The sequence below is a fragment of the Streptomyces sp. NBC_00045 genome, assembly GCF_045041095.1.
In the GTDB taxonomy this organism is placed as follows: Bacteria; Actinomycetota; Actinomycetes; order Streptomycetales; family Streptomycetaceae; genus Streptomyces.
Map to the genome: position 1 here is coordinate 405,641 of NZ_CP108271.1, position 21,088 is coordinate 426,728.

General features: G+C 70.5%; 29 protein-coding genes. 16 read left to right on the top strand and 13 right to left on the bottom strand.

Annotated features, from left to right (window positions below; genetic code table 11):
- The first annotated feature begins 202 nt into the window (after positions 1 to 202).
- The 8 genes from OHA65_RS02060 to OHA65_RS02095 all read left to right on the top strand — a co-directional run bounded on the left by OHA65_RS02060 (position 203) and on the right by OHA65_RS02095 (position 7,083).
- On the top strand, positions 203 to 1,054 hold the full coding sequence (locus OHA65_RS02060; protein ID WP_405760946.1) for a CAP domain-containing protein: 852 nt from the start codon (positions 203 to 205) through the stop codon (positions 1,052 to 1,054).
- A 498-nt stretch (positions 1,055 to 1,552) separates the two neighbouring features.
- Positions 1,553 to 1,801, top strand: a complete 249-nt coding sequence (locus tag OHA65_RS02065; protein WP_405760949.1) for a hypothetical protein — start codon at positions 1,553 to 1,555, stop codon at positions 1,799 to 1,801.
- Positions 1,802 to 2,138: 337 nt separating this feature from the next.
- Positions 2,139 to 2,900, top strand: coding sequence for a thioredoxin family protein (locus OHA65_RS02070; protein ID WP_405754297.1), 762 nt, complete (start codon positions 2,139 to 2,141; stop codon positions 2,898 to 2,900).
- The gene (locus tag OHA65_RS02075; RefSeq protein ID WP_327281322.1) at positions 2,897 to 3,511 is read left to right on the top strand and encodes a TlpA disulfide reductase family protein; all 615 of its coding nucleotides are present in this window, start codon (positions 2,897 to 2,899) and stop codon (positions 3,509 to 3,511) included. The genes OHA65_RS02070 and OHA65_RS02075 overlap by 4 nt, the downstream gene beginning before the upstream one ends.
- Positions 3,508 to 4,272, top strand: a complete 765-nt coding sequence (locus OHA65_RS02080) for a cytochrome c biogenesis protein CcdA (protein WP_327281323.1) — start codon at positions 3,508 to 3,510, stop codon at positions 4,270 to 4,272. The genes OHA65_RS02075 and OHA65_RS02080 overlap by 4 nt, the downstream gene beginning before the upstream one ends.
- Positions 4,273 to 4,337: 65 nt before the next feature.
- Positions 4,338 to 4,904: a hypothetical protein gene (locus tag OHA65_RS02085; protein ID WP_405760952.1), complete on the top strand. Its 567-nt coding sequence runs from the start codon at positions 4,338 to 4,340 to the stop codon at positions 4,902 to 4,904.
- A gap of 35 nt (positions 4,905 to 4,939) precedes the next feature.
- Positions 4,940 to 5,680 (top strand): response regulator transcription factor, encoded by a 741-nt coding sequence (locus tag OHA65_RS02090; protein ID WP_327281325.1) that lies wholly within the window; start codon positions 4,940 to 4,942, stop codon positions 5,678 to 5,680.
- Positions 5,677 to 7,083, top strand: a complete 1,407-nt coding sequence (locus tag OHA65_RS02095; RefSeq protein WP_405760954.1) for an ATP-binding protein — start codon at positions 5,677 to 5,679, stop codon at positions 7,081 to 7,083. The genes OHA65_RS02090 and OHA65_RS02095 overlap by 4 nt, the downstream gene beginning before the upstream one ends.
- 66 nt (positions 7,084 to 7,149) lie before the next feature.
- Here OHA65_RS02095 and OHA65_RS02100 read toward each other — a convergent pair whose 3' ends face one another.
- Complete coding sequence (locus OHA65_RS02100; RefSeq protein ID WP_327281327.1) at positions 7,150 to 7,584, bottom strand: hypothetical protein; 435 nt, start codon at positions 7,582 to 7,584, stop codon at positions 7,150 to 7,152.
- A gap of 332 nt (positions 7,585 to 7,916) precedes the next feature.
- Between OHA65_RS02100 and OHA65_RS02105 the strand changes: the two genes are divergently transcribed.
- A complete protein-coding gene (locus OHA65_RS02105; protein ID WP_405760956.1) occupies positions 7,917 to 8,261 on the top strand; it encodes an STAS domain-containing protein in 345 nt (114 codons plus the stop codon).
- A 5-nt stretch (positions 8,262 to 8,266) separates the two neighbouring features.
- Positions 8,267 to 8,488, top strand: coding sequence for a hypothetical protein (locus tag OHA65_RS02110; RefSeq protein ID WP_327281329.1), 222 nt, complete (start codon positions 8,267 to 8,269; stop codon positions 8,486 to 8,488).
- Positions 8,489 to 8,549: 61 nt separating this feature from the next.
- Here the strand turns inward: OHA65_RS02110 and OHA65_RS02115 are convergent, their stop codons facing one another.
- Positions 8,550 to 9,161, bottom strand: coding sequence for a hypothetical protein (locus OHA65_RS02115; RefSeq protein WP_405760959.1), 612 nt, complete (start codon positions 9,159 to 9,161; stop codon positions 8,550 to 8,552).
- Between the two features lie 302 nt (positions 9,162 to 9,463).
- Between OHA65_RS02115 and OHA65_RS02120 the strand changes: the two genes are divergently transcribed.
- Positions 9,464 to 9,730: a GlsB/YeaQ/YmgE family stress response membrane protein gene (locus OHA65_RS02120; protein WP_329312390.1), complete on the top strand. Its 267-nt coding sequence runs from the start codon at positions 9,464 to 9,466 to the stop codon at positions 9,728 to 9,730.
- A gap of 285 nt (positions 9,731 to 10,015) precedes the next feature.
- Complete coding sequence (locus tag OHA65_RS02125; RefSeq protein ID WP_405760961.1) at positions 10,016 to 10,189, top strand: hypothetical protein; 174 nt, start codon at positions 10,016 to 10,018, stop codon at positions 10,187 to 10,189.
- 80 nt (positions 10,190 to 10,269) lie between these two features.
- Here OHA65_RS02125 and OHA65_RS02130 read toward each other — a convergent pair whose 3' ends face one another.
- The 8 genes from OHA65_RS02130 to OHA65_RS02165 all read right to left on the bottom strand — a co-directional run bounded on the left by OHA65_RS02130 (position 10,270) and on the right by OHA65_RS02165 (position 14,074).
- Entirely contained in the window at positions 10,270 to 10,674 is a 405-nt protein-coding gene (locus OHA65_RS02130) for a gas vesicle protein K (RefSeq protein WP_327281333.1), read from the bottom strand.
- Positions 10,664 to 10,885 (bottom strand): gas vesicle protein, encoded by a 222-nt coding sequence (locus OHA65_RS02135; protein ID WP_327281334.1) that lies wholly within the window; start codon positions 10,883 to 10,885, stop codon positions 10,664 to 10,666. Before OHA65_RS02135 ends, OHA65_RS02130 begins: the two co-directional genes overlap by 11 nt.
- Positions 10,882 to 11,754, bottom strand: coding sequence for a GvpL/GvpF family gas vesicle protein (locus OHA65_RS02140; RefSeq protein ID WP_405760964.1), 873 nt, complete (start codon positions 11,752 to 11,754; stop codon positions 10,882 to 10,884). Before OHA65_RS02140 ends, OHA65_RS02135 begins: the two co-directional genes overlap by 4 nt.
- Positions 11,751 to 12,119: a gas vesicle protein gene (locus OHA65_RS02145; RefSeq protein WP_327285969.1), complete on the bottom strand. Its 369-nt coding sequence runs from the start codon at positions 12,117 to 12,119 to the stop codon at positions 11,751 to 11,753. Before OHA65_RS02145 ends, OHA65_RS02140 begins: the two co-directional genes overlap by 4 nt.
- Before the next feature lie 73 nt (positions 12,120 to 12,192).
- Positions 12,193 to 12,438 (bottom strand): gas vesicle protein GvpG, encoded by a 246-nt coding sequence (locus tag OHA65_RS02150; protein ID WP_327281336.1) that lies wholly within the window; start codon positions 12,436 to 12,438, stop codon positions 12,193 to 12,195.
- A 41-nt stretch (positions 12,439 to 12,479) separates the two neighbouring features.
- Positions 12,480 to 13,199, bottom strand: coding sequence for a GvpL/GvpF family gas vesicle protein (locus OHA65_RS02155; protein ID WP_327281337.1), 720 nt, complete (start codon positions 13,197 to 13,199; stop codon positions 12,480 to 12,482).
- Between the two features lie 3 nt (positions 13,200 to 13,202).
- A complete protein-coding gene (locus OHA65_RS02160; RefSeq protein WP_327281338.1) occupies positions 13,203 to 13,670 on the bottom strand; it encodes a gas vesicle structural protein GvpA in 468 nt (155 codons plus the stop codon).
- Between the two features lie 29 nt (positions 13,671 to 13,699).
- Positions 13,700 to 14,074: a gas vesicle protein gene (locus tag OHA65_RS02165; protein ID WP_329312394.1), complete on the bottom strand. Its 375-nt coding sequence runs from the start codon at positions 14,072 to 14,074 to the stop codon at positions 13,700 to 13,702.
- Positions 14,075 to 14,270: 196 nt separating this feature from the next.
- On the opposite strand from OHA65_RS02165, the gene OHA65_RS02170 reads away from it, so the two are divergent.
- Complete coding sequence (locus OHA65_RS02170; protein WP_328761290.1) at positions 14,271 to 15,299, top strand: histone protein; 1,029 nt, start codon at positions 14,271 to 14,273, stop codon at positions 15,297 to 15,299.
- A gap of 3 nt (positions 15,300 to 15,302) precedes the next feature.
- Positions 15,303 to 16,397 carry an SRPBCC family protein gene (locus OHA65_RS02175; RefSeq protein ID WP_327281341.1) on the top strand — a complete coding sequence of 365 codons (1,095 nt, stop codon included), beginning with the start codon at positions 15,303 to 15,305 and terminating at the stop codon, positions 16,395 to 16,397.
- A gap of 479 nt (positions 16,398 to 16,876) precedes the next feature.
- Here OHA65_RS02175 and OHA65_RS02180 read toward each other — a convergent pair whose 3' ends face one another.
- Positions 16,877 to 17,239 carry a histidine phosphatase family protein gene (locus tag OHA65_RS02180; protein WP_327281342.1) on the bottom strand — a complete coding sequence of 121 codons (363 nt, stop codon included), beginning with the start codon at positions 17,237 to 17,239 and terminating at the stop codon, positions 16,877 to 16,879.
- A 272-nt stretch (positions 17,240 to 17,511) separates the two neighbouring features.
- On the opposite strand from OHA65_RS02180, the gene OHA65_RS02185 reads away from it, so the two are divergent.
- Both OHA65_RS02185 and OHA65_RS02190 read left to right on the top strand, forming a co-directional pair.
- On the top strand, positions 17,512 to 17,877 hold the full coding sequence (locus tag OHA65_RS02185; RefSeq protein ID WP_327281343.1) for a hypothetical protein: 366 nt from the start codon (positions 17,512 to 17,514) through the stop codon (positions 17,875 to 17,877).
- Between the two features lie 338 nt (positions 17,878 to 18,215).
- Entirely contained in the window at positions 18,216 to 18,491 is a 276-nt protein-coding gene (locus OHA65_RS02190) for a hypothetical protein (protein ID WP_327281344.1), read from the top strand.
- Between the two features lie 268 nt (positions 18,492 to 18,759).
- Here OHA65_RS02190 and OHA65_RS02195 read toward each other — a convergent pair whose 3' ends face one another.
- Entirely contained in the window at positions 18,760 to 19,233 is a 474-nt protein-coding gene (locus OHA65_RS02195; RefSeq protein ID WP_327281345.1) for a lamin tail domain-containing protein, read from the bottom strand.
- 470 nt (positions 19,234 to 19,703) lie between these two features.
- Positions 19,704 to 20,939, bottom strand: coding sequence for an MFS transporter (locus OHA65_RS02200; protein ID WP_328761291.1), 1,236 nt, complete (start codon positions 20,937 to 20,939; stop codon positions 19,704 to 19,706).
- Positions 20,940 to 21,088 lie beyond the last annotated feature (149 nt).

The window sequence follows — 21,088 nt, forward strand, 5'->3', positions numbered from 1 at the left end:
GGGCGGATGCGCCACGGCCACTTTCGGGGCCTTGCGCACTTTGTCATAGGTTGGCGTGATTGCCCGGATCGCCCCTGCGTCGATCCTGCGGGCTTCCTTAAGGGAAGCTGAAGAACCCCTCCAGAGCGCTCTTTTCACCTGGTCACCAGCCTAGGGTCGGACGGAGTCCCTTCCTCCCCTTGTCTTATGAGGTGTTACCGGCATGAGCCGCAGCCGAACTCCCGAAACCCCGTCCCGTGTTGAGGCGCGCCGGAGGAAGACGGTCCGCACCCGTATCGTGCTGTCCGTCACCGCGGCGGCCGCAGCGGTGGCGGTCGGGGTCGCGGTGGCCGACTCCGACGGCAGTGCGCACGGGGGCGGACGCGCCGACGGCGCCGCCGGTCCGACGTCCGGGAAGGCGGCCGACGGCGTCGGGACGCCGATCCCTGCCAGTTCCCTCCCCACCGGCGAGGCCTCGGCCACGGCGAGCCCGAGCCCGTCCGGTACGCCCGAGGCGTCGGCATCGGCCACTCCCACGCAGCCCGCGACGGCGGAGAGCAGCATTGCGGCCAAGTCCGCTTCGACCCAGGCGGACAAGCCCACCCGCAAGCCCACGACCACGGGCGGCAAATCCAACGGGTCGGGTGGCTCCGGTGGCTCCGGTGGCTCCAGTGGCTCCGGCACCGTCAACAGCGATGCCGAATCCGCTGTCCTCGCCCTGGTCAACAAGGAGCGGGCCGCTGCCGGGTGCGGCCCCCTGGCCTCGAACGGCAAGCTGAGCGCAGCGGCGCGGGCCTACAGCGACACGATGGCTCGAAGCGGCGTCATGTCGCACACCGGGCCCGACGGGTCCACCATGACCAGCCGGGTCGAAGCCGCCGGATACTCCTGGTCCAACCTGGGCGAGAACATAGCCCGCGGTCAGGCCGACCCCGACGCGGTGATGAACGCGTGGATGAACAGCCCCGGCCACCGTGCCAACATCCTCAACTGCGCCTTCAAGGAGATCGGCATAGGCGTGCACAAGGGCGACGGCGGCCCGTGGTGGACGCAGGACTTCGGCGCCTCAAGGTAGCGGACCCGGGCGGCAACCTCCCCCTGCCCGGCCTCCCCGCCCCTCCCCCACGTCCTCCGAACCCGTCCGCGGGTGCGGGGGACGTCGGCGTTCGCCCGCTCGGACCGGCTCCTCCGGTCACCGGCCCCCGGCCCCCGGGTAGCGCGGGGAGGGAGGCGGTGACGGGAGCGTCGGCGCGTCGGTCACTATGGGGCCGTGCCCCGACTTCCGCGTTACCTGCTCATATGGCTGTCGTGCACGGCTGCCAGCGTGACGGCCGTGCTCCTCACGGTCCAGTTCGTGGTGGGCTCTACCAGGCACACGCCGCCGGTCGCGCGGTCCGCCCCTACGGTCATCGAGACTCCGCCGGCATGGCAGGCGGGGACCCCGTCTCCGAGCGCGCCGTCCCCGACCGAGACCGCGAGCCCCTCGCCGACGCAACGGCCCTCTCCCTCGGCCGCGTCCCGCGCGCCCGTCAAGGCCTCGCCGGAAACCCCCCGGGTCGCGGCTCCGAAGACCGTGGACTGTGAGGGAGGCGGGGCGGGCCTGTACACCGTCCCCTCGCAGGGCGGCAAGGTCACGGTGCGGTACGGGAGCCGCGGCGTGTGCCTGATCTCCGCGGTCCCGGACCGCGGCTTCAAGACCAGCACCTCGCAGACCTCGGACGACACCATCACGGTCACGTTCAACAGTGCCGACCACCGGTCGGTCGTCACGGCGACGATCGAGCCGACGGCGAAGGCCACCGTCCACGAGTCGTCGTTCTGAGGCCCGCTCACGCCGGTTGCCGATCCCGGCCGGTTCACTCCGATCGATCACCCTTTACCCGTTCGTCCGATCGGATCCGCCAAGTCCCCTTCATCCGCAACTGGGCGGGGTCCGGCGAAGCGGAAGGTGAGCTGTTCCTTAGGGCATTCTCAAGATCGGGCGGAGCCGGTTCCGGCGGCCCGGAGCGGTCCTATGCTCGCCTCAGCCGAGCGGCCTTCGGCGCCGGGGCCTGACCCCCGGCGATCCGTCGTACCGCCGGATTCACCGTTCCGGGGGGCGCCCTGCCCTTCCCGTGTTCCGATCCGTGCCTTGGGGTGTCTTCGCCATGAGTTCTCGCATGCTCCGACCCGTTCGCGCCGACCTCCGTACGCAGCCTCCCCGCCCCGGCGCGCCCCGCGGGATGCGGTTGCCCCTGGTCGCCGCGGCCGTGGTGGCGGCGGGGCTGACCGCCGCCTGCGGGCCGTCCACCCAGCCCGTCGGATCCGCCGCGCCGTCGGCGGCCTCGCTGTCCCCGGAGTCCCTGCCCTCCGCAGCCTCCGCCACCGAGTCCGCCACCGCGTCACCCGCGGCGTCCCCGACCGCATCGGCCTCCGTGTCCGCTTCCAACACCCCCCGGCCCGGCTCCTCGCCCACCCGGACCGGGGCCGCCGCGGCCGGAGCGTCGACGAAGCCGTCCCGTACGGATACCGCGGCCAAGCCGGTCGCCGTACCCGGGCCCGGCTACGACAGTTCGGCCGACGCGCAGAAGCTCATCGACGCGGCCTTGCGCACGGCCAAGTCCGAGGGGCGGATGGTGCTGCTCGACTTCGGAGCGAACTGGTGCGGCAACTGCAAGGCCGCCGACAAGGTGTTCGCCCAGCCCCAGACCGCCGCGATCCTCGGGAACTCCTACCAGCTGGTCAAGATCGACATCGGCGGCAACAGCTCCGCCAACTCCGCGCTCCTGCGCAAGTACAGCCCGTCCGGCGGCACCTACACGATGCCCGTGCTGGTCGTCGTCTCCCCGTCCGGCACCGTACGCACCGACACCCACGTCACCGGCAACCCGTCCCTGACCGCGGAGGGCATCAACTCCTTCCTGCACCAGTGGGCGTCATGAGAGGACCGGTCCGGCGGTCCGCCCTCGCCCCGGCCGGGGTCGGACTCGCGGTCGCGGCCGCCCTGGTCCTCGCCGGCCTCGCCACGGACGGCGGCGGGGGCGGAGCCTCGGACGGGCAGGCGGGCACGGTCGTGGGAACCGCGGCCCGGGCCAGGGTCATGGACCCCGGCTCCAGACCGGACGCGCCCGTGCTGACCGGCGACGACCTGGACGGCAATCCGGTCAGCCTCGCCGGGCTGCGGGGCCACGTCGTCGTCCTCAACGTCTGGGGTTCCTGGTGCGGACCCTGCCGGGCGGAGGCCGACGACCTGGAGCGGCTCAGCCGCCAGACCAGGGCCGAGGGGGTCCGGTTCCTCGGGATCAACACCCGCGACCGGGACCCGGCCGCCGCCCGGTCCTTCGTACGCGCACACGCTCTGAGCTTCCCCAGCCTGCCCGACCCCACCGGCGAACTGCTGCTCCGCTTCCCGCCCGCGCTGCTGAACCCGCAGGCGGTCCCCGCGACCCTCGTGATCGACCGCCGCGGACGCATTGCCGCTGGCATCGGGGGCGCCGTCACCGAGGAGCAGCTGCGGCCCGTGCTCGCGCACGTCGTGGAGGAGGAGTCATGACGCCTGCCGCCGCGGACGCCCCCGCCCTCGTCAACGGAACGCTCCTGATCGCAGCCCCGGTGGCGCTCATCGCGGGACTCGTCTCCTTCCTCTCGCCGTGCGTGCTGCCGCTCGTACCGGGCTACCTCAGCTACGTGACCAGTCTGTCGGTCTCCGACCTGACGGACGCGCGCGGCGGGCGCCGCAGCCGCATGGCGACGGGAGCACTGCTGTTCGTCCTGGGCTTCACGGCGGTCCTGGTCTCCGGAGGCGCCCTGTTCGGCCACTTCGGCCGCGTCCTCCTCGCCCACCAGGAGGCGGTCACCCAGGTGGTCGGCGGGTTCACCGTGCTGATGGGGCTGTCCTTCATGGGGTTCCTGCCGGGCTTCGCACAGCGGGAGTTCCGCATCCACCGGCGCCCCGCGCTGGGGCTCGCCGGAGCCCCCGTGCTGGGGGCCGTGTTCGCGGTCGGCTGGACCCCGTGCATCGGCCCGACGCTGGCCGCCGTCCAGGCGCTGGCATGGACCGAGGCGAGTGCGGCCCGCGGAGCCCTGCTGATGGCCGCCTACTGCCTCGGGCTGGGCCTGCCGTTCGTCCTGGCCGCGCTGGCCTTCCGTCGCGCCCTGGACGCCTTCGGCCTGGTCAAACGCCACTACCCGTGGGTCCTGCGGACGGGCGGAGGTCTGCTCGTCCTCGTCGGCGTCCTGTTGGCCACCGGGGTGTGGAACGAGCTGGTGTACACGCTGCAGCTGTGGAGCGCGGACTTCACCACCGCCGTCTAGACCCCATCCGCCTGTTCCGATCCGCACACGCACAGACACACACATCCAGAGATGCAGAGACGCTCATGAACGTTTCGCTACACGTACGGCATTCCCGGACTGCCCGGATCGCGGCCGTCCTTGTCTCCTCCGTCGCCCTCGCGGCCTGCGGCGGTCAGCACTCCGAGGGCGCCCGCGACTTCGCACCCACGACGAGCTTCACCGAGCAAGGGGTCACGGTCACGCTCTCGGTGTCCGACTGGCACGCCTCGACGGGCACGCTCACCGCGGTCTTCACCCCCGAGCGCGCGGGTTTCCACCTCTACAGCACCGATCTGCCGGCCGGCGGCGTCGAGGGCGTGGGCAGGCCGACGGCGATGGCCGTCACCGGGGCCCTGGCGGCGGACGGCAGGCTGGCGGCCTCCGCGGAGGTACGGTCGATCACCGTGCCCGGTGTCGAAACCCCGGTGCCCGTCTACCCGGACGGCCCGGTCACCACCGCGCTGCCCGTCCGCGCCGACGGAAACGGGGACGCGACGGTGCTGATCGGTTACGCGAGCTGCAGCACCAGGGACGGCTGTACCATTCCGGTCTCCGACCGCCCCGTGCACCTGCATGTCGCCGGCGGCCGCACTACGTTCAGCCCCCACTAGCCGCAACTCACCCGGTCGAGCCTAAGGTGTCCCCCATGCCCAGCGTCCTGGTCGTGGAAGACGACCCCAGCATCCGCCAGTCACTGATCGAGGTCCTGGTGGAACACGGGTACGCCGTACGCAGCTCGGCCGACGGGTTCGGAGCCCTGCGGGAGGTCACCCAGACGCCCCTCGACGCGGTGGTCCTCGACCTGGGCCTGCCCGATCTGGACGGAGGAGACGCACTGCGCATGATCCGGGGCATCTCCTCCGTACCCGTCCTGGTCGCCACCGCCCGCGACGACGAGCGGGAGATCATCAGCCTCCTCAACGCGGGCGCCGACGACTACCTGGTCAAGCCCTTCTCCGGCGGCCAGCTCGTCGCCCGCCTCTCGGCCGTCCTGCGACGCACCACGCACGTTCCCGCCGCCGGACCCGCGCCGGGAGCACGGGGAGCACCGGTGGCACGGGTCGCTCCGGCGACCGACGCGCTGCGCCCCACCACCGTGGGCGAACTCGCGGTGGACCCGGGCGCGCGCACCGCGTACCTGGCCGGGGTGGAGCTGCGCCTCACCCGCCGGGAGTTCGACCTGCTCGCGTTCCTCGCCCGCCACCCCGGCCAGGTCGTCTCCAAGCGCCGTCTGCTGACCGAGGTCTGGCGCGAGCCGTACGTCGACGACCAGACCGTGGACGTCCACCTGTCGTCCCTGCGCCGCAAGCTCGGCGAACGGGCGGCGGCCCCGCGCTACCTGCTGACCGTCCGCGGCGTCGGCATCAAACTGGTGGCACCGCGTTGAGACGTTCCCTGGCCGGAGTGGCGCTCGCCGTGACCTCCATGGTCGCCCTCTCCTTCCTCATACCGTTGGCCGCGCTGGTGATGTCGCTGGTCAAGGCGCAGGCCGTCACCGCGGCCGAACAGCGCGCCGCCGCCCTGGCGCCCATCCTCACGCTGACCACGGATCCCTCCGCCCTACGGGAATCCGCCGCCAGCCTGGACCCGGCCCAGCAGCTGGTGGTGCACCTGCCGGCGGACGCCGGGGCCCTCGGCAGTTCCAAGGCGCCCGCCGCGCTGCTCGAACGGGCGCAGCAGGGGCGGGAGTCCATCTCCCAGGAGATCCCGGACGGCTGGATCTGCCTGCAGCCGGTGGTGCTCCCCGGCGACCGGGTCGCCGTGATCGAGAACTTCGTGCCCGAGGAGGAACTGACTCACGGGGTGACGGAATCGTGGGCGGTCATGTCCTTCCTCGCGGTGGCACTGATCGGCGGTTCCGTCCTGGTCGCCGACCGTCTCGGCGCGAAGGTCGTCAGGTCCTCGAAGAAACTCGCCCAGGCCTCGCGCGCACTCGGTCAGGGCGACCTGGACACCCGCGTGGATCCCGTGGGCCCCAAGGAACTGCGGGACGCGGGCGTGGCCTTCAATGCGATGGCGCACCGGATGACCGAGCTGCTCGCCGTCGAACGCGAACTCGTGGCCGATCTGTCCCACCGCCTGCGCACGCCGCTGACCGCACTGCACCTCGCTTCGGAGCGCATGGCGGGGACGCCCGAATCGGCCAGGGTCGAGGCGGCCGTCGGTGAACTGGAGGCGGAGCTGCAGGCCATCATCGCCGCGGCGCGCACCCCGCTCGCCGTCGGCCCCATGGGCCAGGGCATGCTCGGCACGGAAGCGCCCGCGGGCCACGAGGCCGTGGGGGGCGGGGCGTCCGGCCCTCGTTGCGAGGCCGCCGACGTGGTCCGGCGCCGTACCTCCTTCTGGTCGGTCCTGGCGGAGCAGCAGAACCGGTCCTGCTGCCTCGACCTGACCCAGGAACCGACGACCGTGGGCCTCTCCGACGACGACGTCGCCGCCGTGGTGGACGCGCTCATCGGCAACATCTTCCGCCACACGGCGCCCGGGACCGCGTTCGGCGTCGAGGTGGTGCGCACGGCCCAGGCCGTGGAGCTCGTCGTGGAGGACGGCGGGCCGGGCATCCCCGAACCGGACCTGGCCCTCTCCCGCGGGAGCAGCACCGGTTCCACCGGACTGGGTCTCGACATCGCGGGGCGGGCCGCGACCGCGACGGGCGGCTCGGTGCACATCGGACGCAGCTCCCTGGGAGGCGCCCGCATCACGGTGTCGTTCGCCCTCGCCCCGCAGGCCCCGTCCGGACGCAGGCCGCGCATCTCCCGCCGTCGGCCGGCCTGGCCGCACAAACGGTAGGGCCGAGGGCCGCACGCGTTCGACGGTACTGGCGTCACACGGCCGCGCTGCCCGTCGGCTGCCGCGTCACTCGCCGCTGGCGGGGCCGTCGGGGTCGTCGGGGTCGTTGGGGCCGGAGCCTTCCCCCTCGTCGGGCTCCTCGATGATGTGCATGGCCGCCTCTTCCGCCGGGGCCAGCCGCCCGGCCCGTACGGGACCGGGCTGCGGGCCCCCGCCGCCTTCGTCGGCGAACTCCGCCCACGCCGGTTCGTCGGGGTCGGGCTCGGGAACCTCGCGGGCGAGACGCTGGTCGAGGTTCTCCCCTGCGAGGCGGCCCTCCGCGGTGGTCGCGGGATCGTCGATCGCCAGCGGTCGCTCGGGCGGCGAGTACCCGGAATCGAGCGTCTCGTCGAGGTCGGGCTCGTCCAAGGCGTTGTCCATGTCGGGCCGCGTCTCGGCCGGGTCGTCGCTCTCTTGCGGTTGGTAGACCTCGTCACCGTACGACTCGGTGCTGCTGCTCATGGCGGCTCCCAGGTCAAAGGATCAGCACGAGGGCGCATGTGGGCGTCACACGAAGTTCGGGGTCCGGGTTGCTTACGAGACCGTTTCTCATCATATCTGGCGAATCCCCCTGATCGGCGATGTCATGCCCGCCCGAGCCCTTCCCCTGCACCGGGTGCACCGGGTGCACCGGGGTCACCGTCGAGCACGCGTCTTCCCGGAAGCCCGGCCCGCCAGGCATGCCCCGGGGGAACCCGGGCAGGATCGGTGCGTCCGATCCTGGTGCGTGCAACGGCAGCGGCGATCAATCCGCCGATCGCCATCGTTGCGTGCAGGGGCCAAGGAGGCTTGTCATGCCTGCCGAACGCGACGCGCGGCCCTCCCGGCCGGCCGACGAGGGCATCACCGGACGGAACGTCGTCCGCGTGGTCGGTGAGCTCGGCCTCGACCACGTCCGCGCCGTCGACGAAGCGCTCCTGGCCGTCCTCGCCGACGCTGACGGGCCGACCGAGATCGTCGTCGACCTGAGCAATTCCTCGTTCTGCGACTCGTCCGGGCTCAACGCCCTGCTGCGGGCACGTGAGCTCGGCCTCCGAGCCGGCCACACCCTCGTCGTCCTCGCGGCGCCCAGCCACCAGCTGCTGCGACTGCTCCACCTGACGGGCTCGGCGGACCTCTTCCCCGTCCGCTCCGCGTAGCGGTCATGGACACCTCCGACGAAGAGACCCGCCGCAACATCCATCTCGCCGAGGTCTCACTCGCCTCCAACGTCTACCCCCTCTCGACCGTTGCCGCCGCGCGGGCCGCCCTGGACACAGCTGGCCAGGCGCGGGCAGACGGTGACGGCGCAGCTGCTCTGGCGGCCTCGGAACTGGCTTTGCGCATCCTGGCGGACACCCTGCGTCAACCCCTCCCTCCGCCGTGACGCGAGAGGCGAGAGGCGAGAGGCGAGACGGACGACCGGAGGCTGGGGTGCAGGAATGGGGCTACGCGGCCCCCGACACGTACCGCCAGACGGCATGCTCCAACCCGCCCCGTTCGTGTCCGAGAAGTGCGGCGGCTTCCTCGTACACGGCTCGCAGTTGCTCGTACCCGAGGCCCGGGACACCGGCATCCGCGGCGAAGGTGCGCAGGTGTACGTCGACGGCGACCTGTGAACGGCCGACGAGGTTGCCGATGTAGTCGATGCTCTTCGGTCCCACTCCTTTCACTCCGCGCAGAGCGGCGCGATTGGCCTCGTGGTCGAGCCACGCGTGGAGATCGTCCCGGGTGTCGACTCCGTCGGCAGCCAGCAGATCGGTGATGGCGTGGGCCGTGGCGACCTTGCGCGAGTCGTTGAAGTCCATGGCCACGGCAAGGTCTTCCGAGGCGAGCCGTCGTTGGAAGCCGCGGACGGTCACCGCATCGGGCCAATGTGCTTGAAGTCGCAGGAGCCGCGGGCGGAGGGTCGCCTCGTACTTGCAGCGCGCGTGGAAGCTCCCGTCGCAGATGACAGCGCCCATGTGGGTCCATCCGCCGGGCTGGGGAAACGGGCCGTCGCCAAGGAGGCGCTGAATGCGGCCTGCGAGCCGCTGGGCAACGCTGTCTGCGGTCATCATGAAGGAATGATGGCGTTCCGGTCTGATGATCCGGGCGGAAAAGCTCGAAGCGCTTCGAACGGCGACTGCGCGAGGGACCGCCCGGCGGGACGGGGGCGCGCTGACAGCCGTCGATACCGCGCTCCTCCACCTCCCGACGTAGGCCATCTCGGTGGCGTGGCGCCCGGGACGTCGGCCAGGCAGACCTTTTCGTCGAAAGATTCTCTGTCCCGATATTCGGCATCCTAAATCTCGGCGTTTAAAATCCACCGAATGACGCAGAAGCCGTAACACAGGGTTCAAACGCTGGCGAAGGGCGCTCCATGAGCATCATCGGCTGGATTCTTCTCGGTCTGCTCGCCGGCATCATCGCGAAGACCTTGATGCCGGGCCGGGACCCCGGAGGATTCATTATCACGATATTGATCGGCATTGCTGGCGGCCTTCTGGGCGGATGGCTCGGAAAGGTGATTTTCGATGTCGACTCCATTGACGGCTTCTTCGATCTTTCCACGTGGATCGCGGCCGTTGTCGGTTCCCTCATCCTCCTGGCGATCTATCGCCTTGTGGCTGGCCGGCGACATTCGTGAAGTGCACCGTGGGCCGGCGTAGGCGCAGAAAGTGGGTCAGCAGCCGGGCATTTGCGCACTGGACGCCCCGGGCCGTCGTCCGCCGCATTCTGGTGCGGGCGGCGATAGGGGGCATGAAGCTGATGGCGGTGGGCGCGCTCGCGGCGTTCCGGCATGTGCTGCGCAATGCATTCCGGGCGACGACACCCAACGGACTTCACAGGCACCGCGGTTGGTGAACACGGGTTGGAGCGCGTGCCGGATCTGGCCCTCACCTCCGCGGACCCGACCGAAGGAGAGGTCACCGTGAGTACGAGCGAGAAGATCAAGGCCAGGGCCGAGCAACTCGTCGGGAAGGCGGTGAGGAAGACGGCTCATGCCGTGGGCAACAAGACCACCAAGGCCAAGGGGGCTGCCCTGGAGGCCCGCGGGAAGGCCCGGGCGGTGAAGGAGCACGGAAAGGACTACTTCGCGCACTGACTTCGTCGAGCGCGGCGGACGACCGCGGCGAGTCGGTACCGGGTTGCCGCGGTCCCCGGTCTCCCTGCCGATGTGGGAAGTCAGTCAGCGGGTGGGAGGAGAGGGCCGAGGGGGCCGAGGTCCAGGTTGAGGTCTTCGAGGGCGTAGCCGTGTTCGGCACACAGATCGGCGAGGGTGTCGTGGAGGGCCAGGAGCGTGGCGCCTAGCTCCTCTTCTTGCTCGTCGGTGAGATCGCCGGCGTCGACGCGGCGCAGGGCTTGACGTTCTATCAGCTGGCGCAGCAGCTCGACGAGGGTGAGGACGAGCTTGAGGAGGTCCTCGCCGACGGCTTCGGGGTTGGTGTGGATGCGCTGTGCGGGCCGGGAGGGCTGGTCGTGGCGGGCTGGGGGCGCCTGGATGAGGCGGAAGGCGCGGGAGAGGCTGTCGCCGACGTCTTGGAGATGGCCGCGGCCTGGTTGCGGGAGCGGATCTGGTTCATGGTTCATCGGAACCTCCGCCGTACACCCCGGTGGCAGTGGTCTCTGAGCTGACGGAGACGATGAGGGCGCGCAGCGAGATGCGGACGAGATCGATGTCGGCGATCGACAGGACTATGTCGCCGGTCAGGACGACTCCACCGCTCAGGAGCCGGTCGAGGAGGTCGACGAGGGCGACCTGGCGATCGGGCAGGGGCTCGTCGTGTCCGCTGAGGGTCATGGCGGCGGCTGGCGGGCGTCGGTGTCGTGGTGGGGACCGGGCGGGCCGTGGGGGTCGGGTGGTGGGGTGGCGAACGAGTACGGCGCCCAGGGGCCGGTGACCTCGATGCGGAGGTCGGGGAAGTCGCGGGCGGCGTCGGCGATCGCGGTCCGGAATTGGTCGGCCTGGTCGTCGGGGATGAGGTAGGCGTCGTTGAGGACGTTCTCCTGCGTGCCGGTGAGCGCGCCGCGCTGGGGCGCGTGGCGGACGCGCTGGGTGGTGTGGCGTGCGGCGATGGATTCGATCGTCCGGGCGGCGTGCTGGGCCTGTTGGTAGACGGCTTCGCGTGTGTGGTGCTGAACTCTGCGGGCGCGCAGGTAGGCCTTGCCCGGGCTGGTGGGCTGCCCGGGGCCGTCGGCGTCCGGCGGGTCGGCATCGGGGGCGGCGGAGGGCGTGAGGTAGATCTTGATCCCGTACTCGGTGTGGGCGCGGAGCTGGTCGATTCGCTGGGCGAAGGCGTGGCGCTGGGTGGTGAGGGCTTGGCCGGCGCGGTGGTCGTCCTGGTAGACGGTGGCCATGCGCAGCGGGATGACAGGGGCGTGGGCGGCGACGGCCTGGACGACGTCGTGGTGGGTGCGGGCCACGTATTCGAGCCACTCCAGTTCCTCGAAGTGGTTCTTGAGGGCAGTCTCGTTGAAGTCGCGTTCGGGTACGTCGCCGACGACGAACGCGAGCGCGACGCCCGTGGCGTCCGAGGCGGTGCCCGCGGTGGGAGACAGGAGCCGCAGAGGGGTTCCGCCGATGCCGTGAAGGGTGGGAAGGGCCTGCTGGAGGGAGCCGGTCGGCTGGGTCACGGCGTAGACGTAGGTGAGGGCGGCAGGGGTGCTCACGGTGCGCTCCGCCGGCGTCGGTCGGACGGCCGACCGCTCGACTCCTCGCCCGGTTCGGCTTCTTCGTCCTGCCCGGCGTGTCCGAGTTCTCCGCGGAGGGATTCGAGTTCGGCGCGCAGGCGGCGGTTTTCCACTTCCAGAGGACTGCCGGAGTGACGGGAGGACAGGGACGGGTCGTGTTCCCACCAGTCGATGCCCATCTCTTTGGCCTTGTCGACCGAGGCGATCAGGATGCGGAGCTTGATGGTCAACAGCTCGATGTCGAGGAGGTTGATCCGGATGTCGCCGGCGATGACGATGCCCTTGTCCAGGACCCGCTCAAGGATGTCGGCGAGGCTGGAGGTGGACGTCTGCCCGTACGGCATCGGCGCACGGGAGGCGAAGGATCCGGGTCTGCCGGGCAGGTTGTCGCTCACGGTGGCGTACCCCTCCTCACGGTCACGGCTGCTGGTGGAACTCGTTGATTTCCGCCAGCCTGTCGAGAAGTTCGTCTTCCTCGCGGTCGAAGGTCTCCTCGTCGATCTCGCCGCTCAGCAGCTGCTGCTCCAGTTCTGCGAGGCGATGCCACACGGGTGCGGGGTCGTAGTACAGCTCTTCGGCCTCGTCGACGACCCTTTGGGCGACCCAGGTGACAGCGCGTACCGGCGCCACGGGAAGCGTCAGCAGGTACGTCAGGAGTCCCATGGGACTGTCCTCCCTTCCCGCCTGGTGGACGGCGGTGCCGGTCAGTTAACGAAGCTGTAGGGGGGCAGGGGGCCGGAGAAGCGCATGTCGATGCCGCTGCCGATCTCGCGGGCGATCTGGCCCTCCGCGGTGCGCAGGCCCTCCTCGTCCTCCTCGGGTACGAGGAGGGAAAGGTTGAGGAAGTCGCTTCCCGAGGACGGGTGGGCAACGTGCTCCCGGGAGAAGCCGATGAGCGCCTCGATCAGGCCGGCTGCGAGGGCTTCCTGGCGGGCCTGTACCTCGTGGGCGACCATCTCGCCCAGGGCGAGCGGCAGGCTCGGGTCGCGGTCTCCGCCGAGGATCCGGTCGTTGAGGTCCCTCGCCTCGGGCAGATCCTGGAGGATCTGCTGGAGCAGGGGGGCGTCGTCCGCCTGGGAGACCCTCACGTGGTACTCGGCGCAGCCCTCCAGACGCTTCAGGGCCGACAGGTAGCCGTCCGCGTTGGACTCAAGGACCTGGCGGACCGCGAGGTCGTCGGAGGCGATGTAACCGAACTGCAGCGGCAGGACGGCACCGTCGGCCATCAGTCGCTCTTGGACCTCCTGGTGCGCGGTGAGGTCGCGGCGCTTGGGCCGGATCTCCTCGGAGATGTCGCTGACCACTGCACACAGTATCCCCTCGGTGACCGTACGCAGCGGGACCGTCTCGGAGCCCACGCCACGGACGCCGTCCAGGCGGCGGGGGTGGTCCTTGGCCGTGATCGAGTACACGTAGAGCGGCATCGGTTACTCCCTCTCCCGCCGTGCGGGGCGCCGGGCAGCGGGGCGACGCTTGCGGGGTGCTTCCTCCGCCTCTTCCTCGTCCGCATACTCCGGTTCCTGGGTCTCTGACGATTTCCCCGTAAGGCTTTCGGTCACGGCCTCGACGGCTCCGCTGAGGGCTCCCTTGCTCTTTCCGCGAGCACCGCCCTCCATGACCTTCCCCATGACGTCGGGCAGCTGGGCAGGGGCTTTGCGGCCGGCTTCGAGGTCGAGTCGATTGCAGGCTTCGGCGAAGCGGAGGTAGGTGTCGACGCTGGCCACCACGATCCGGGCATCGATCTTGATGAGTTCGATGCCCACCAGGGAAACCCGGACGAAGACGTCGATGACCAGCCCGCGGTCGAGGATGAGTTCCAGGACGTCGTAGAGGCTGCTCGTACCGCCCCCCTGCCCCCGCGCGACGGGGCTGCCGCCCTGCGGCACCATGGTCATGGCGCCTCCTTCCGCCGGCATGACCTTGCTCAGGTCAGCCGGTCGATCATGCCGCGACTGTAGCGGCGGGTTCGTTCGTAGGAGATCAGGTCACCCTGCTCGTCCAGCGCGACCCGGTAGCTGGCCATCACGCTCGTGGTGTCCGGTATGCGTTCCAGCTCCACCACCTCCACCTGCGCCACCCAGCCGTCCTCCGTCGGCTTGAGCGAGGAGACCGAATCGGGGAAGCGGCCGAGCAGCTCAGCGAGCTGCTCGGCCGCGGCCCGCATCGCATCCGCCGCTCCCTGCGCCCTGGGGCGGCGCCGGGGAGCTGCCCGCCGGGGCGCCTTCCTGTCCTGCTCTCCGTCCTCGCCACCGGCCCGCGAAGGGCGCCGGCGGGGGTGTGCAGGTTCCGCTGCGGCCATATACCGCTCCCTTGGAGAGACGGCTTCACGGAAACTAGAATGTCACCAAATGGGGGTATTAGTCCCGCGCTAGGGGCAGAAGCTTTTCGAGGCGGCCCCCACAGGACCCCCTTTCGCTCGGGCAGCACGTCTGTCGTGACCCGCTGTCCGCGGGCGGCACCACCCGACCCCGAAGCGCCCCGCAAAGGGGATGATCATGGACGACACCACCAAGATTGCGCTGGCCGCCGCCGTAGCCGGAGGCTACGTACTCGGCCGAACCAAGAAGGGCCGCCTCGCGTTCACCGTGGCGACCTACCTCGCCGGCCGCAGGTTCGGCCTCGAACCCGGGCAGTTGCTGAAGGAGGGCGCCTCGCGGCTCCAGGAGATGCCCCAGTTCGCCGAACTCGGCGAACAATTGCGTGGAGAAGCCCTCGACGCCGGCCGCCAGGCGCTGGCCATGGCGGCCAACCGCAAGCTCGCCGACCTCGCCGACGCCCTCCACGAGCGCACCCTCGAACTCACTCGCGGCAACGCAGGCCGCCGGGACGCAGACGACGAGGAGCAAGAGCCCTACGAGGACGAGGAATCCGAGGACTACGCGGACGAGGACGAGGAGGGCTACGCCGAGCCGGAAGGCGAAGAAGAAGGCGAAGAGGAGGAGGAAGCCGAGGAGGAGCCGGAGGAGGAAGCCGAGGAAGAGCCTGAAGAAGCCGAGGAGGAGCCGGAAGAGGGCGAGGAAGAGGAAGAAGAAGAGGAAGAGCCTCCCCCGCCGCCGCGCAGGACCCGCACGTCGACCCGCTCTCGCAGCGCCGCCCCCGCCCGGAGGGCAGAACGTCCGGCTGCTGCACGCAAGGCGCCACCAGCGAAGAGGACGGCGTCGAAGAAATCCGCGGCGCCCGCCAAACGGGCCCCGGCGAAAAAGGCTGCCCCTGCGAAGAAGGCACCGGCCAAGAAGGCCGCCCCGGCCAAGAAGACGGCGAAGAAGACTGCCAGTAGGCCTGCAGCCAAGGCCCCGTCGTCGGCGAAGAAGACGTCCGCGCCCAGGAGAGCTCCGTCCAAGGCGACCGCCAAGAAGACCAGCGCCCCGGGGCGCAAGAGCCCTGCCTCGGCCTCCCCCGCCAAGAAGTCCACCGGCCGCAGCCCGACCCGCAAGACGGACACCAAGAAGACCACCAGTCGCAGCTCGGCCCGCGGGACGGGCGCCAAGAAGACTGCGGCCCGCAAGCCGTCCTCGCGGAGGTAGGCCATGGCAACCTCAGACCGATCCAGCTCCTCACCAGCCCCGTCAGGGCTGGACCAGCTGATGAAGGAAGTGACCGGGTACCTCGGCGCCCAAGCCGACCAGCTCGCCGACAAGGCCACGGACAAACTCTCCGACCTCACCGGACAGCTCTACGACGTCGCCGACAACGGCGGCAGCCTCTCCGACGTCGCCGGCATCGGCGGCCGTCTCCTTCAGGGCGACTCCCCCCTGAAAGCGATCGCCGGCCAGAAACTCGGCGACCTCAAGGACAAGGTCACCGATGCCTTCGGTGGCGGCAAGGGCCGCGGCCGCAAGAGCAGCGGCGGAAAGATCGTCAACATCGTCGAGGCCCTGGACGTCGGCCTGCCTCTGCGTACGGTCTACGACCACTGGACGCAGTACGAGGACTTCAGCGGATTCACCAAAGGCGTCCGCGACGTCTCCCGCGACGACGACACCACCAGCGACTGGAAGGTCAAGGTAGGTCCCTCCACCCGGAGCTGGAAGGCAACCGTCCAGGAGCAGATCCCCGACGACCGCATCGTGTGGACCTCCGAAGGAGCCAAAGGCACTACCCGCGGCTGCGTCACCTTCCACGAACTCGCCCCGTCGCTGACCCGCATCGTCATGATCGTGGAGTACTACCCCTCCGGACTGTTCGAAAAGACCGGCAACCTGTGGCGGGCCCAGGGCCGCCGCCTGCGCCTGGACCTCAAGAACTTCCTGCGCCACGCGATGCTCACCACGGACGAACCGGAAGGCTGGCGCGGCGAGATCCGCGACGGCGAAGTCGTCCGAACCCACGAGGAAGCCCTGGAAGAGGAACAGGCCGAGCAGGGCGAGGAGGAGGACTACGAAGGCGAAGACGAAGCCGAAGACGGCGTCGCCGAGGAAGACGGGGAGGAGTACGCGGACTCGGACGAAGAACAAGGCGGAGAAGGAGACGAGGAGGCCGAGGAGGGCGAGGAGGAGGCTCAGTACGACGACGAGGAACCCGAAGAAGCGGAAGGAGAAGAGGAGCAATACGAAGAGGACGAGGAGGAGGACGAGGAGGAGCCTGCCCCACCGCGCCGACGTCGGCGCCGCCAGCCCGCGTAGTGCCGCGCCACCGCACTCGGTGCCGCAACGAATGACGCATGCACGAGAGCTGACGGTCCATCCCTTACCAGCCGTGTCCACGATGTCCGCAGACTCGACCACCTGGCCGAGCATGGTCGCCGTTCAGCGGGTAGTCGCCCAGAGCACCGGGTTGCGTGCAACGTCGCAATGGCCGGAAGGTGCCCGTGTACGACGTCCCGAGCACGTCGGCCCATACGGAAGACGACCGCGGAAGTCTCCCCAAGGACCACACCCAAGCCATCCTGGAGACGACCAAACGGGTCGCCTCGCTACTCAAGGCGTCCGGCCGCCCGTTCGCGCTCGCCGCGAGGTCGCCGACGAGATCGCCTCCTCCCTGGAGCACGGGGGGATCCGGATGCGGCAGGCCACCGAGGACTGGCTCGTCAAAGGGCATTCCGGGGGCGAGGAGATCAACCTGATCTTCGAACTGGCCCGCCGCCCCGTCGACGCCTCGATCCTCAACCGCGCCGAGGTACGGCTCGTGGACTCCGTACGGATGCCCGTGTTGGCCCCCACCGACCTGATGGACAGCCGCCTCGCGGCCCTGTGCGAGCACTACTGCGATTTCGGGGACCTACTGCCGATGGCCCGGATGCTGCGCGAGCGCATCGACCGGGACCGCCTGCGCGACCGGTACGGCCAGGAGCCCATGCCCGCTCGTCGTACACGACGGGCGGCGGGTCCTGCAGTGCCGGGACGGCGAGCTGCCAGGTCTGCCGCGTCCTGCGGGCCGGGGAACACAGCACCAGGTCGGGCTCGAAACCGGAGTCCGCGAGCCAGCGGCGCGTCCGGGGTGCGTCAGCCCTTCCGCGCTCGCTCAAAGGGGCGGTCGAAGTCGTCGATCGCCTCGTCCTTCCGCACGGATTTGGCGTGCCTCACCAGCAGCAGTCGGCATCCGGCCGCCCTGTCGGGGGCCGGGGAAGCCGGCCGGGCCCCGGGGTCGGGGAACACGGCCGTCTCCTTCCGGGTGGGTCGGTGGTCGGGGACCGCCTGCGGCCGGGGCCGGGTACACCGCCATGCTGCGGTCGGTCCACGGAGTGCGCATCCCCGTTCCCGGCGGCGCTACACGGCGCGCGGCGCTACGCTCCCGAAGATGGAACGCTCAGAGATACTCAAGCGGGTGATCGGCATCCTCACCGAGGCACAGGACATCCGCCGGGCCGTGGAGACCGGGCAGGACGACGCGGGCCCGGATGCCACGGCCGGAGTGGCCACGCTGCTGCTGAACGAGATGCTGCCACCGATCAAGGTCCCGGCCGACGCCTCGCCCCAGCAGGTGGCGACGGTGGTGGCGGAGGCGCTCGGCCCGGCCCTCCACACGATGGTCTCCGGATTCAGCCTGGCGTTCACCAGCCTCGCCATCGCACACGACAACGGGCACACGGAGATCTCCTCGGTCGAGGTCCTTCAGCAACTCGCCCTGGAAGTCGAGGCGGGCACCTACGACGAAGGTTCCTAGGCCGGCGGGGCGGCCCGCGGGATGTGGGAGCTTCCCAGCCGTCGGCCGCGCAGATAGTCCTGGTCGACGCGCCCCGTGCGGATGTCCTCGTGCTTCAGGGGCGTTCACCAACGTGATGTTCGTCCCTGCCCGTGGTGCCAGAGGGGCCGCGGCCCGGCGGCACCCGGGTCGGCCGGGGATCCGCACGGACCAACAGCGACGGGGCGGCACCTTCCACGGACGGCGGCTTCCGCGCCGCGGGGATCCGCGGCCCGCCACCTCGGCCGATCGCGGTGCACGGCAGCGCGGGACCGTCGGGAAGGGTTTGCGCAGCGCCGGTGCGGTGAAAACGCGAAGACGTGACCACTTCCGAGGGATCCCACCACCGCGCACCCGCGGAGCCCGCCGCCCCCGACCGGGCCGCGCGGCCCCGTGACCGGGTGCCACGGAGCCTGACGCTGCTGCCCGCCCCGCTCGCTGAAGGGGCGAGAGGCGTCACCCAGGCCGTACGCGGCAGCCTGAGCCGCCGGAATTGGACCGGGCTCCGCTCGCACGGAGCCCGGGCCGTAGGCGCCGCCGCCGGCGCTGCCGCGGTGGTGGCACTGGCCCGTGCCCGCCGCCGACGGGCGGCGTGACCACACGGCGGATCGTCCGCTCGTTCACCGGGGGCCCGCCGCTGACCGGTTCACCGGTGGTGGGGCCGGGTTGTCCCCCACTTCCCGCGCGTGTGGTTCCCGTTCCATCCGGTGACCGGCGACGAGCCTGCCGCCTCGTCGATCGCCTTCAGTGGCCGTCTCGACCACTTGCGCCGCCCGACCGGCCCTCACGATCTCCGAGAGCTCCCGCGCCTGAGGCGATCGGCGGCCACCCGCCGTCCAGGTGGCCGCCGGTACATTGCACCGGTCAGTGGTGGCGCCTGCCCCAGGACTCGGTGTCGACCGTGCGGCCACGGTCATCGCGCAGCGTCGCGGTGTCGGTGCGGTTGTCCCAGACGTAGTCGCGGCGGCCCTGGAACAGGTCGGTGCGGGTGTTGTGCCCGGTTCCGGTGTGGATGCGGATCGTGGCACGGCCGCCGATGCGGACGTTGTCGAAGCGGTAGCGGTTGCCGTCGGCGTTGCGCAGGGTCCAGCCGCGGAGGTTGACGGCGTCGCGGGTGGTGTTGGTGATCTCCACCCACTCCGCGTTCAGGGACCGGTTCGATCGGTCGTCGTGTCCGGGGCTGTCAGCCTGGACCCGGCTGATCTCCACCCGCGGGTGCTGCTGCTGGTGACGGGCACCGTCCTGCGCGGCTGCCGGCAACGCGGCAGCCCCGACCACGGCCCCGGCGGCCAGGACGGTGGCGGCGACACGACGGACGGAGGAAGAAACAGACGACATGGGTGACGCTCCTTCAAGAACGGCCCCCGCCAGTCGAACAAGCGGCGGTGACGGGTCTCGGATTCCCGGCCCGGAGTGGGCCGAGAGCCACACTCTCGACCCGACGCCCCGCCCCACCACAGCCCTTGCCGAGGCCGGTTACAAGACACGGACATTCCCGTCACACTCGCCTGCACACCCCACACACACCTGTCGGGCGTGGTCCTGACATCCGCTGACCGCTACACCCACCCGCCCTACGAGCGGCACTCGGGAACAGCATGCTCCGGCGCACCACCAGGCGCACTCCCGCGTCGCCTCACCCAACCGGAGCAGTTGGTCAGGTAACAACTGTTCTCCGGAATTCTTCGTACCCACGCTTGTAGCTCGAAGAGTTCTTCGCGCCCTACGACGGGCCGGAACGTCCGGTGACCGCGGTATCCACCGGCCGACCCGGCGGTTCGGGTCGGCCGGAGGAACGAGTCGCCCCTTCAGGCGGCCACCTGCTTCTGCGTGCTCTCGGGCTGCGGCTGCCTCCCGTACCGTTGGCGCTCCGCCCAGCGGACGGCGAGCGGGGCGGCCAGGCCCGTGAGGGCGAACAGGGCTCCCACGAGGTACCAACCGGGGCGTCCCCACGTGATGCACAGGGAGATGAGCAGCGCGGGCCCGACGGCCTCGGCCAGGCCGGCGCCGAGGCCGAAGACTCCCAGGTACTGGCCGGTGGCCCGCTGGGGCGCGAGGGCGAAGGAGATCTCGAACCCGGCGGCGGAATGCCAGAGTTCGCCGATCGTGTGGACGGCGACCGCGGCCAGCAGGAGCGTCACGGCCGCCCGGGTCGGAATGTCCGCGGACAGCGAGATCAGCACGCATGCCAGGAGGAAGGCGAACCCGGAACGGCGGTAGGCGAGCGCGCCGGCGGTGGGGGTGTCGATGCTGCGGCTGGCTCGCACCTGGCAGGCGACGACGACGACGGTGTTCAGCAGCATGGTGCCCGAGATGAGCCAGCGCGGGGCGGAGGTGGCTGCGATCAGCCAGAGGGGTACGGCGACGGTGAGCACCTTGAACTGGATGGCCATGATGCCGTCCAAGACGGTGAGGGCGAGGTAGGGCCGGTCCCGCAGGGCGATCCAGCGAGGACCGCTCACGACCGGCTCGGGCTTGACCGGGCGCAGGCGGAACACGATGGCCGCGGAGGCGGCGAAGGCTACCGCGTTCCCGATGACGAGGAGTTGGTAGGCACTGTGGGTGCCGACCTGTACGGCCCAGCCCGCCAGCACTGCGCCCAGGGAGATGCCGATGTTGGTCACGGCGCGCAGATGGGCGCGGAACTCCTGCGGTCGGTCCCCTCCGTGGTACCGGATGATCGGGCTGCGTGCGGCCAGCCCGGCCCCTTTCGCCGCGGTGGCCGCACACACCGCGAACACGAACGGCCAGAAGCTGTCCGCCAACAGGAAGCCTGCCGTGGCGAGCGCCTGGACGATGAGGGTGGCCACGTAAACCCCCCTTGCACCCAGCCTGTCGGCGAGGTGCCCGCCCGCGATGCCCGCCGCGAGCGCGAGAGCGCCCGCGATTCCGAGCCCGAGACCCACCTGCGGTGCCGGCAAGCGGACCGCCTGGGTGAAGTAGAGCACCCCCGCGGTCAGGTAGAGGCCACTGCCGACGGTGTAGACGAAGTTCGAGGCGGCGATGGTGCGCTGCGGACCGGAGTCCGGTAGCAGATGGGGCATGGTGTGCTCCGCATCCTGGGCAGGCGAGGGATAAGGGCCGACCAAAAATTATTGCAACTCATATGCAATAGCAAGAGACTTGCGAGTGATGCGGTCTCGGTCCCGAGCGTCGAATCCTTTCGGCCATGCCCGATGTCCCTTGCCGGGGC

What these genes read in the sequence shown, in the direction of transcription:
- OHA65_RS02115 (WP_405760959.1), bottom strand. Translation starts at nt 9,161, where the DNA reads ATGATGACCGCAGACAGCGTTGCCCAGCGGCTCGCAGGCCGCATTCAG.
- OHA65_RS02150 (WP_327281336.1), bottom strand. Translation starts at nt 12,438, where the DNA reads ATGGGACTCCTGACGTACCTGCTGACGCTTCCCGTGGCGCCGGTACGC.
- OHA65_RS02160 (WP_327281338.1), bottom strand. Translation starts at nt 13,670, where the DNA reads ATGACCATGGTGCCGCAGGGCGGCAGCCCCGTCGCGCGGGGGCAGGGG.
- OHA65_RS02165 (WP_329312394.1), bottom strand. Translation starts at nt 14,074, where the DNA reads ATGGCCGCAGCGGAACCTGCACACCCCCGCCGGCGCCCTTCGCGGGCC.
- OHA65_RS02080 (WP_327281323.1), top strand. Translation starts at nt 3,508, where the DNA reads ATGACGCCTGCCGCCGCGGACGCCCCCGCCCTCGTCAACGGAACGCTC.
- OHA65_RS02175 (WP_327281341.1), top strand. Translation starts at nt 15,303, where the DNA reads ATGGCAACCTCAGACCGATCCAGCTCCTCACCAGCCCCGTCAGGGCTG.
- OHA65_RS02060 (WP_405760946.1), top strand. Translation starts at nt 203, where the DNA reads ATGAGCCGCAGCCGAACTCCCGAAACCCCGTCCCGTGTTGAGGCGCGC.
- OHA65_RS02155 (WP_327281337.1), bottom strand. Translation starts at nt 13,199, where the DNA reads ATGCCGCTCTACGTGTACTCGATCACGGCCAAGGACCACCCCCGCCGC.
- OHA65_RS02195 (WP_327281345.1), bottom strand. Translation starts at nt 19,233, where the DNA reads ATGTCGTCTGTTTCTTCCTCCGTCCGTCGTGTCGCCGCCACCGTCCTG.
- OHA65_RS02200 (WP_328761291.1), bottom strand. Translation starts at nt 20,939, where the DNA reads ATGCCCCATCTGCTACCGGACTCCGGTCCGCAGCGCACCATCGCCGCC.
- OHA65_RS02090 (WP_327281325.1), top strand. Translation starts at nt 4,940, where the DNA reads ATGCCCAGCGTCCTGGTCGTGGAAGACGACCCCAGCATCCGCCAGTCA.
- OHA65_RS02075 (WP_327281322.1), top strand. Translation starts at nt 2,897, where the DNA reads ATGAGAGGACCGGTCCGGCGGTCCGCCCTCGCCCCGGCCGGGGTCGGA.
- OHA65_RS02105 (WP_405760956.1), top strand. Translation starts at nt 7,917, where the DNA reads ATGCCTGCCGAACGCGACGCGCGGCCCTCCCGGCCGGCCGACGAGGGC.
- OHA65_RS02100 (WP_327281327.1), bottom strand. Translation starts at nt 7,584, where the DNA reads ATGAGCAGCAGCACCGAGTCGTACGGTGACGAGGTCTACCAACCGCAA.
- OHA65_RS02085 (WP_405760952.1), top strand. Translation starts at nt 4,338, where the DNA reads ATGAACGTTTCGCTACACGTACGGCATTCCCGGACTGCCCGGATCGCG.
- OHA65_RS02110 (WP_327281329.1), top strand. Translation starts at nt 8,267, where the DNA reads ATGGACACCTCCGACGAAGAGACCCGCCGCAACATCCATCTCGCCGAG.
- OHA65_RS02070 (WP_405754297.1), top strand. Translation starts at nt 2,139, where the DNA reads ATGCTCCGACCCGTTCGCGCCGACCTCCGTACGCAGCCTCCCCGCCCC.
- OHA65_RS02135 (WP_327281334.1), bottom strand. Translation starts at nt 10,885, where the DNA reads ATGACCCTCAGCGGACACGACGAGCCCCTGCCCGATCGCCAGGTCGCC.
- OHA65_RS02145 (WP_327285969.1), bottom strand. Translation starts at nt 12,119, where the DNA reads ATGCCGTACGGGCAGACGTCCACCTCCAGCCTCGCCGACATCCTTGAG.
- OHA65_RS02120 (WP_329312390.1), top strand. Translation starts at nt 9,464, where the DNA reads ATGAGCATCATCGGCTGGATTCTTCTCGGTCTGCTCGCCGGCATCATC.
- OHA65_RS02170 (WP_328761290.1), top strand. Translation starts at nt 14,271, where the DNA reads ATGGACGACACCACCAAGATTGCGCTGGCCGCCGCCGTAGCCGGAGGC.
- OHA65_RS02185 (WP_327281343.1), top strand. Translation starts at nt 17,512, where the DNA reads ATGGAACGCTCAGAGATACTCAAGCGGGTGATCGGCATCCTCACCGAG.
- OHA65_RS02130 (WP_327281333.1), bottom strand. Translation starts at nt 10,674, where the DNA reads ATGAACCATGAACCAGATCCGCTCCCGCAACCAGGCCGCGGCCATCTC.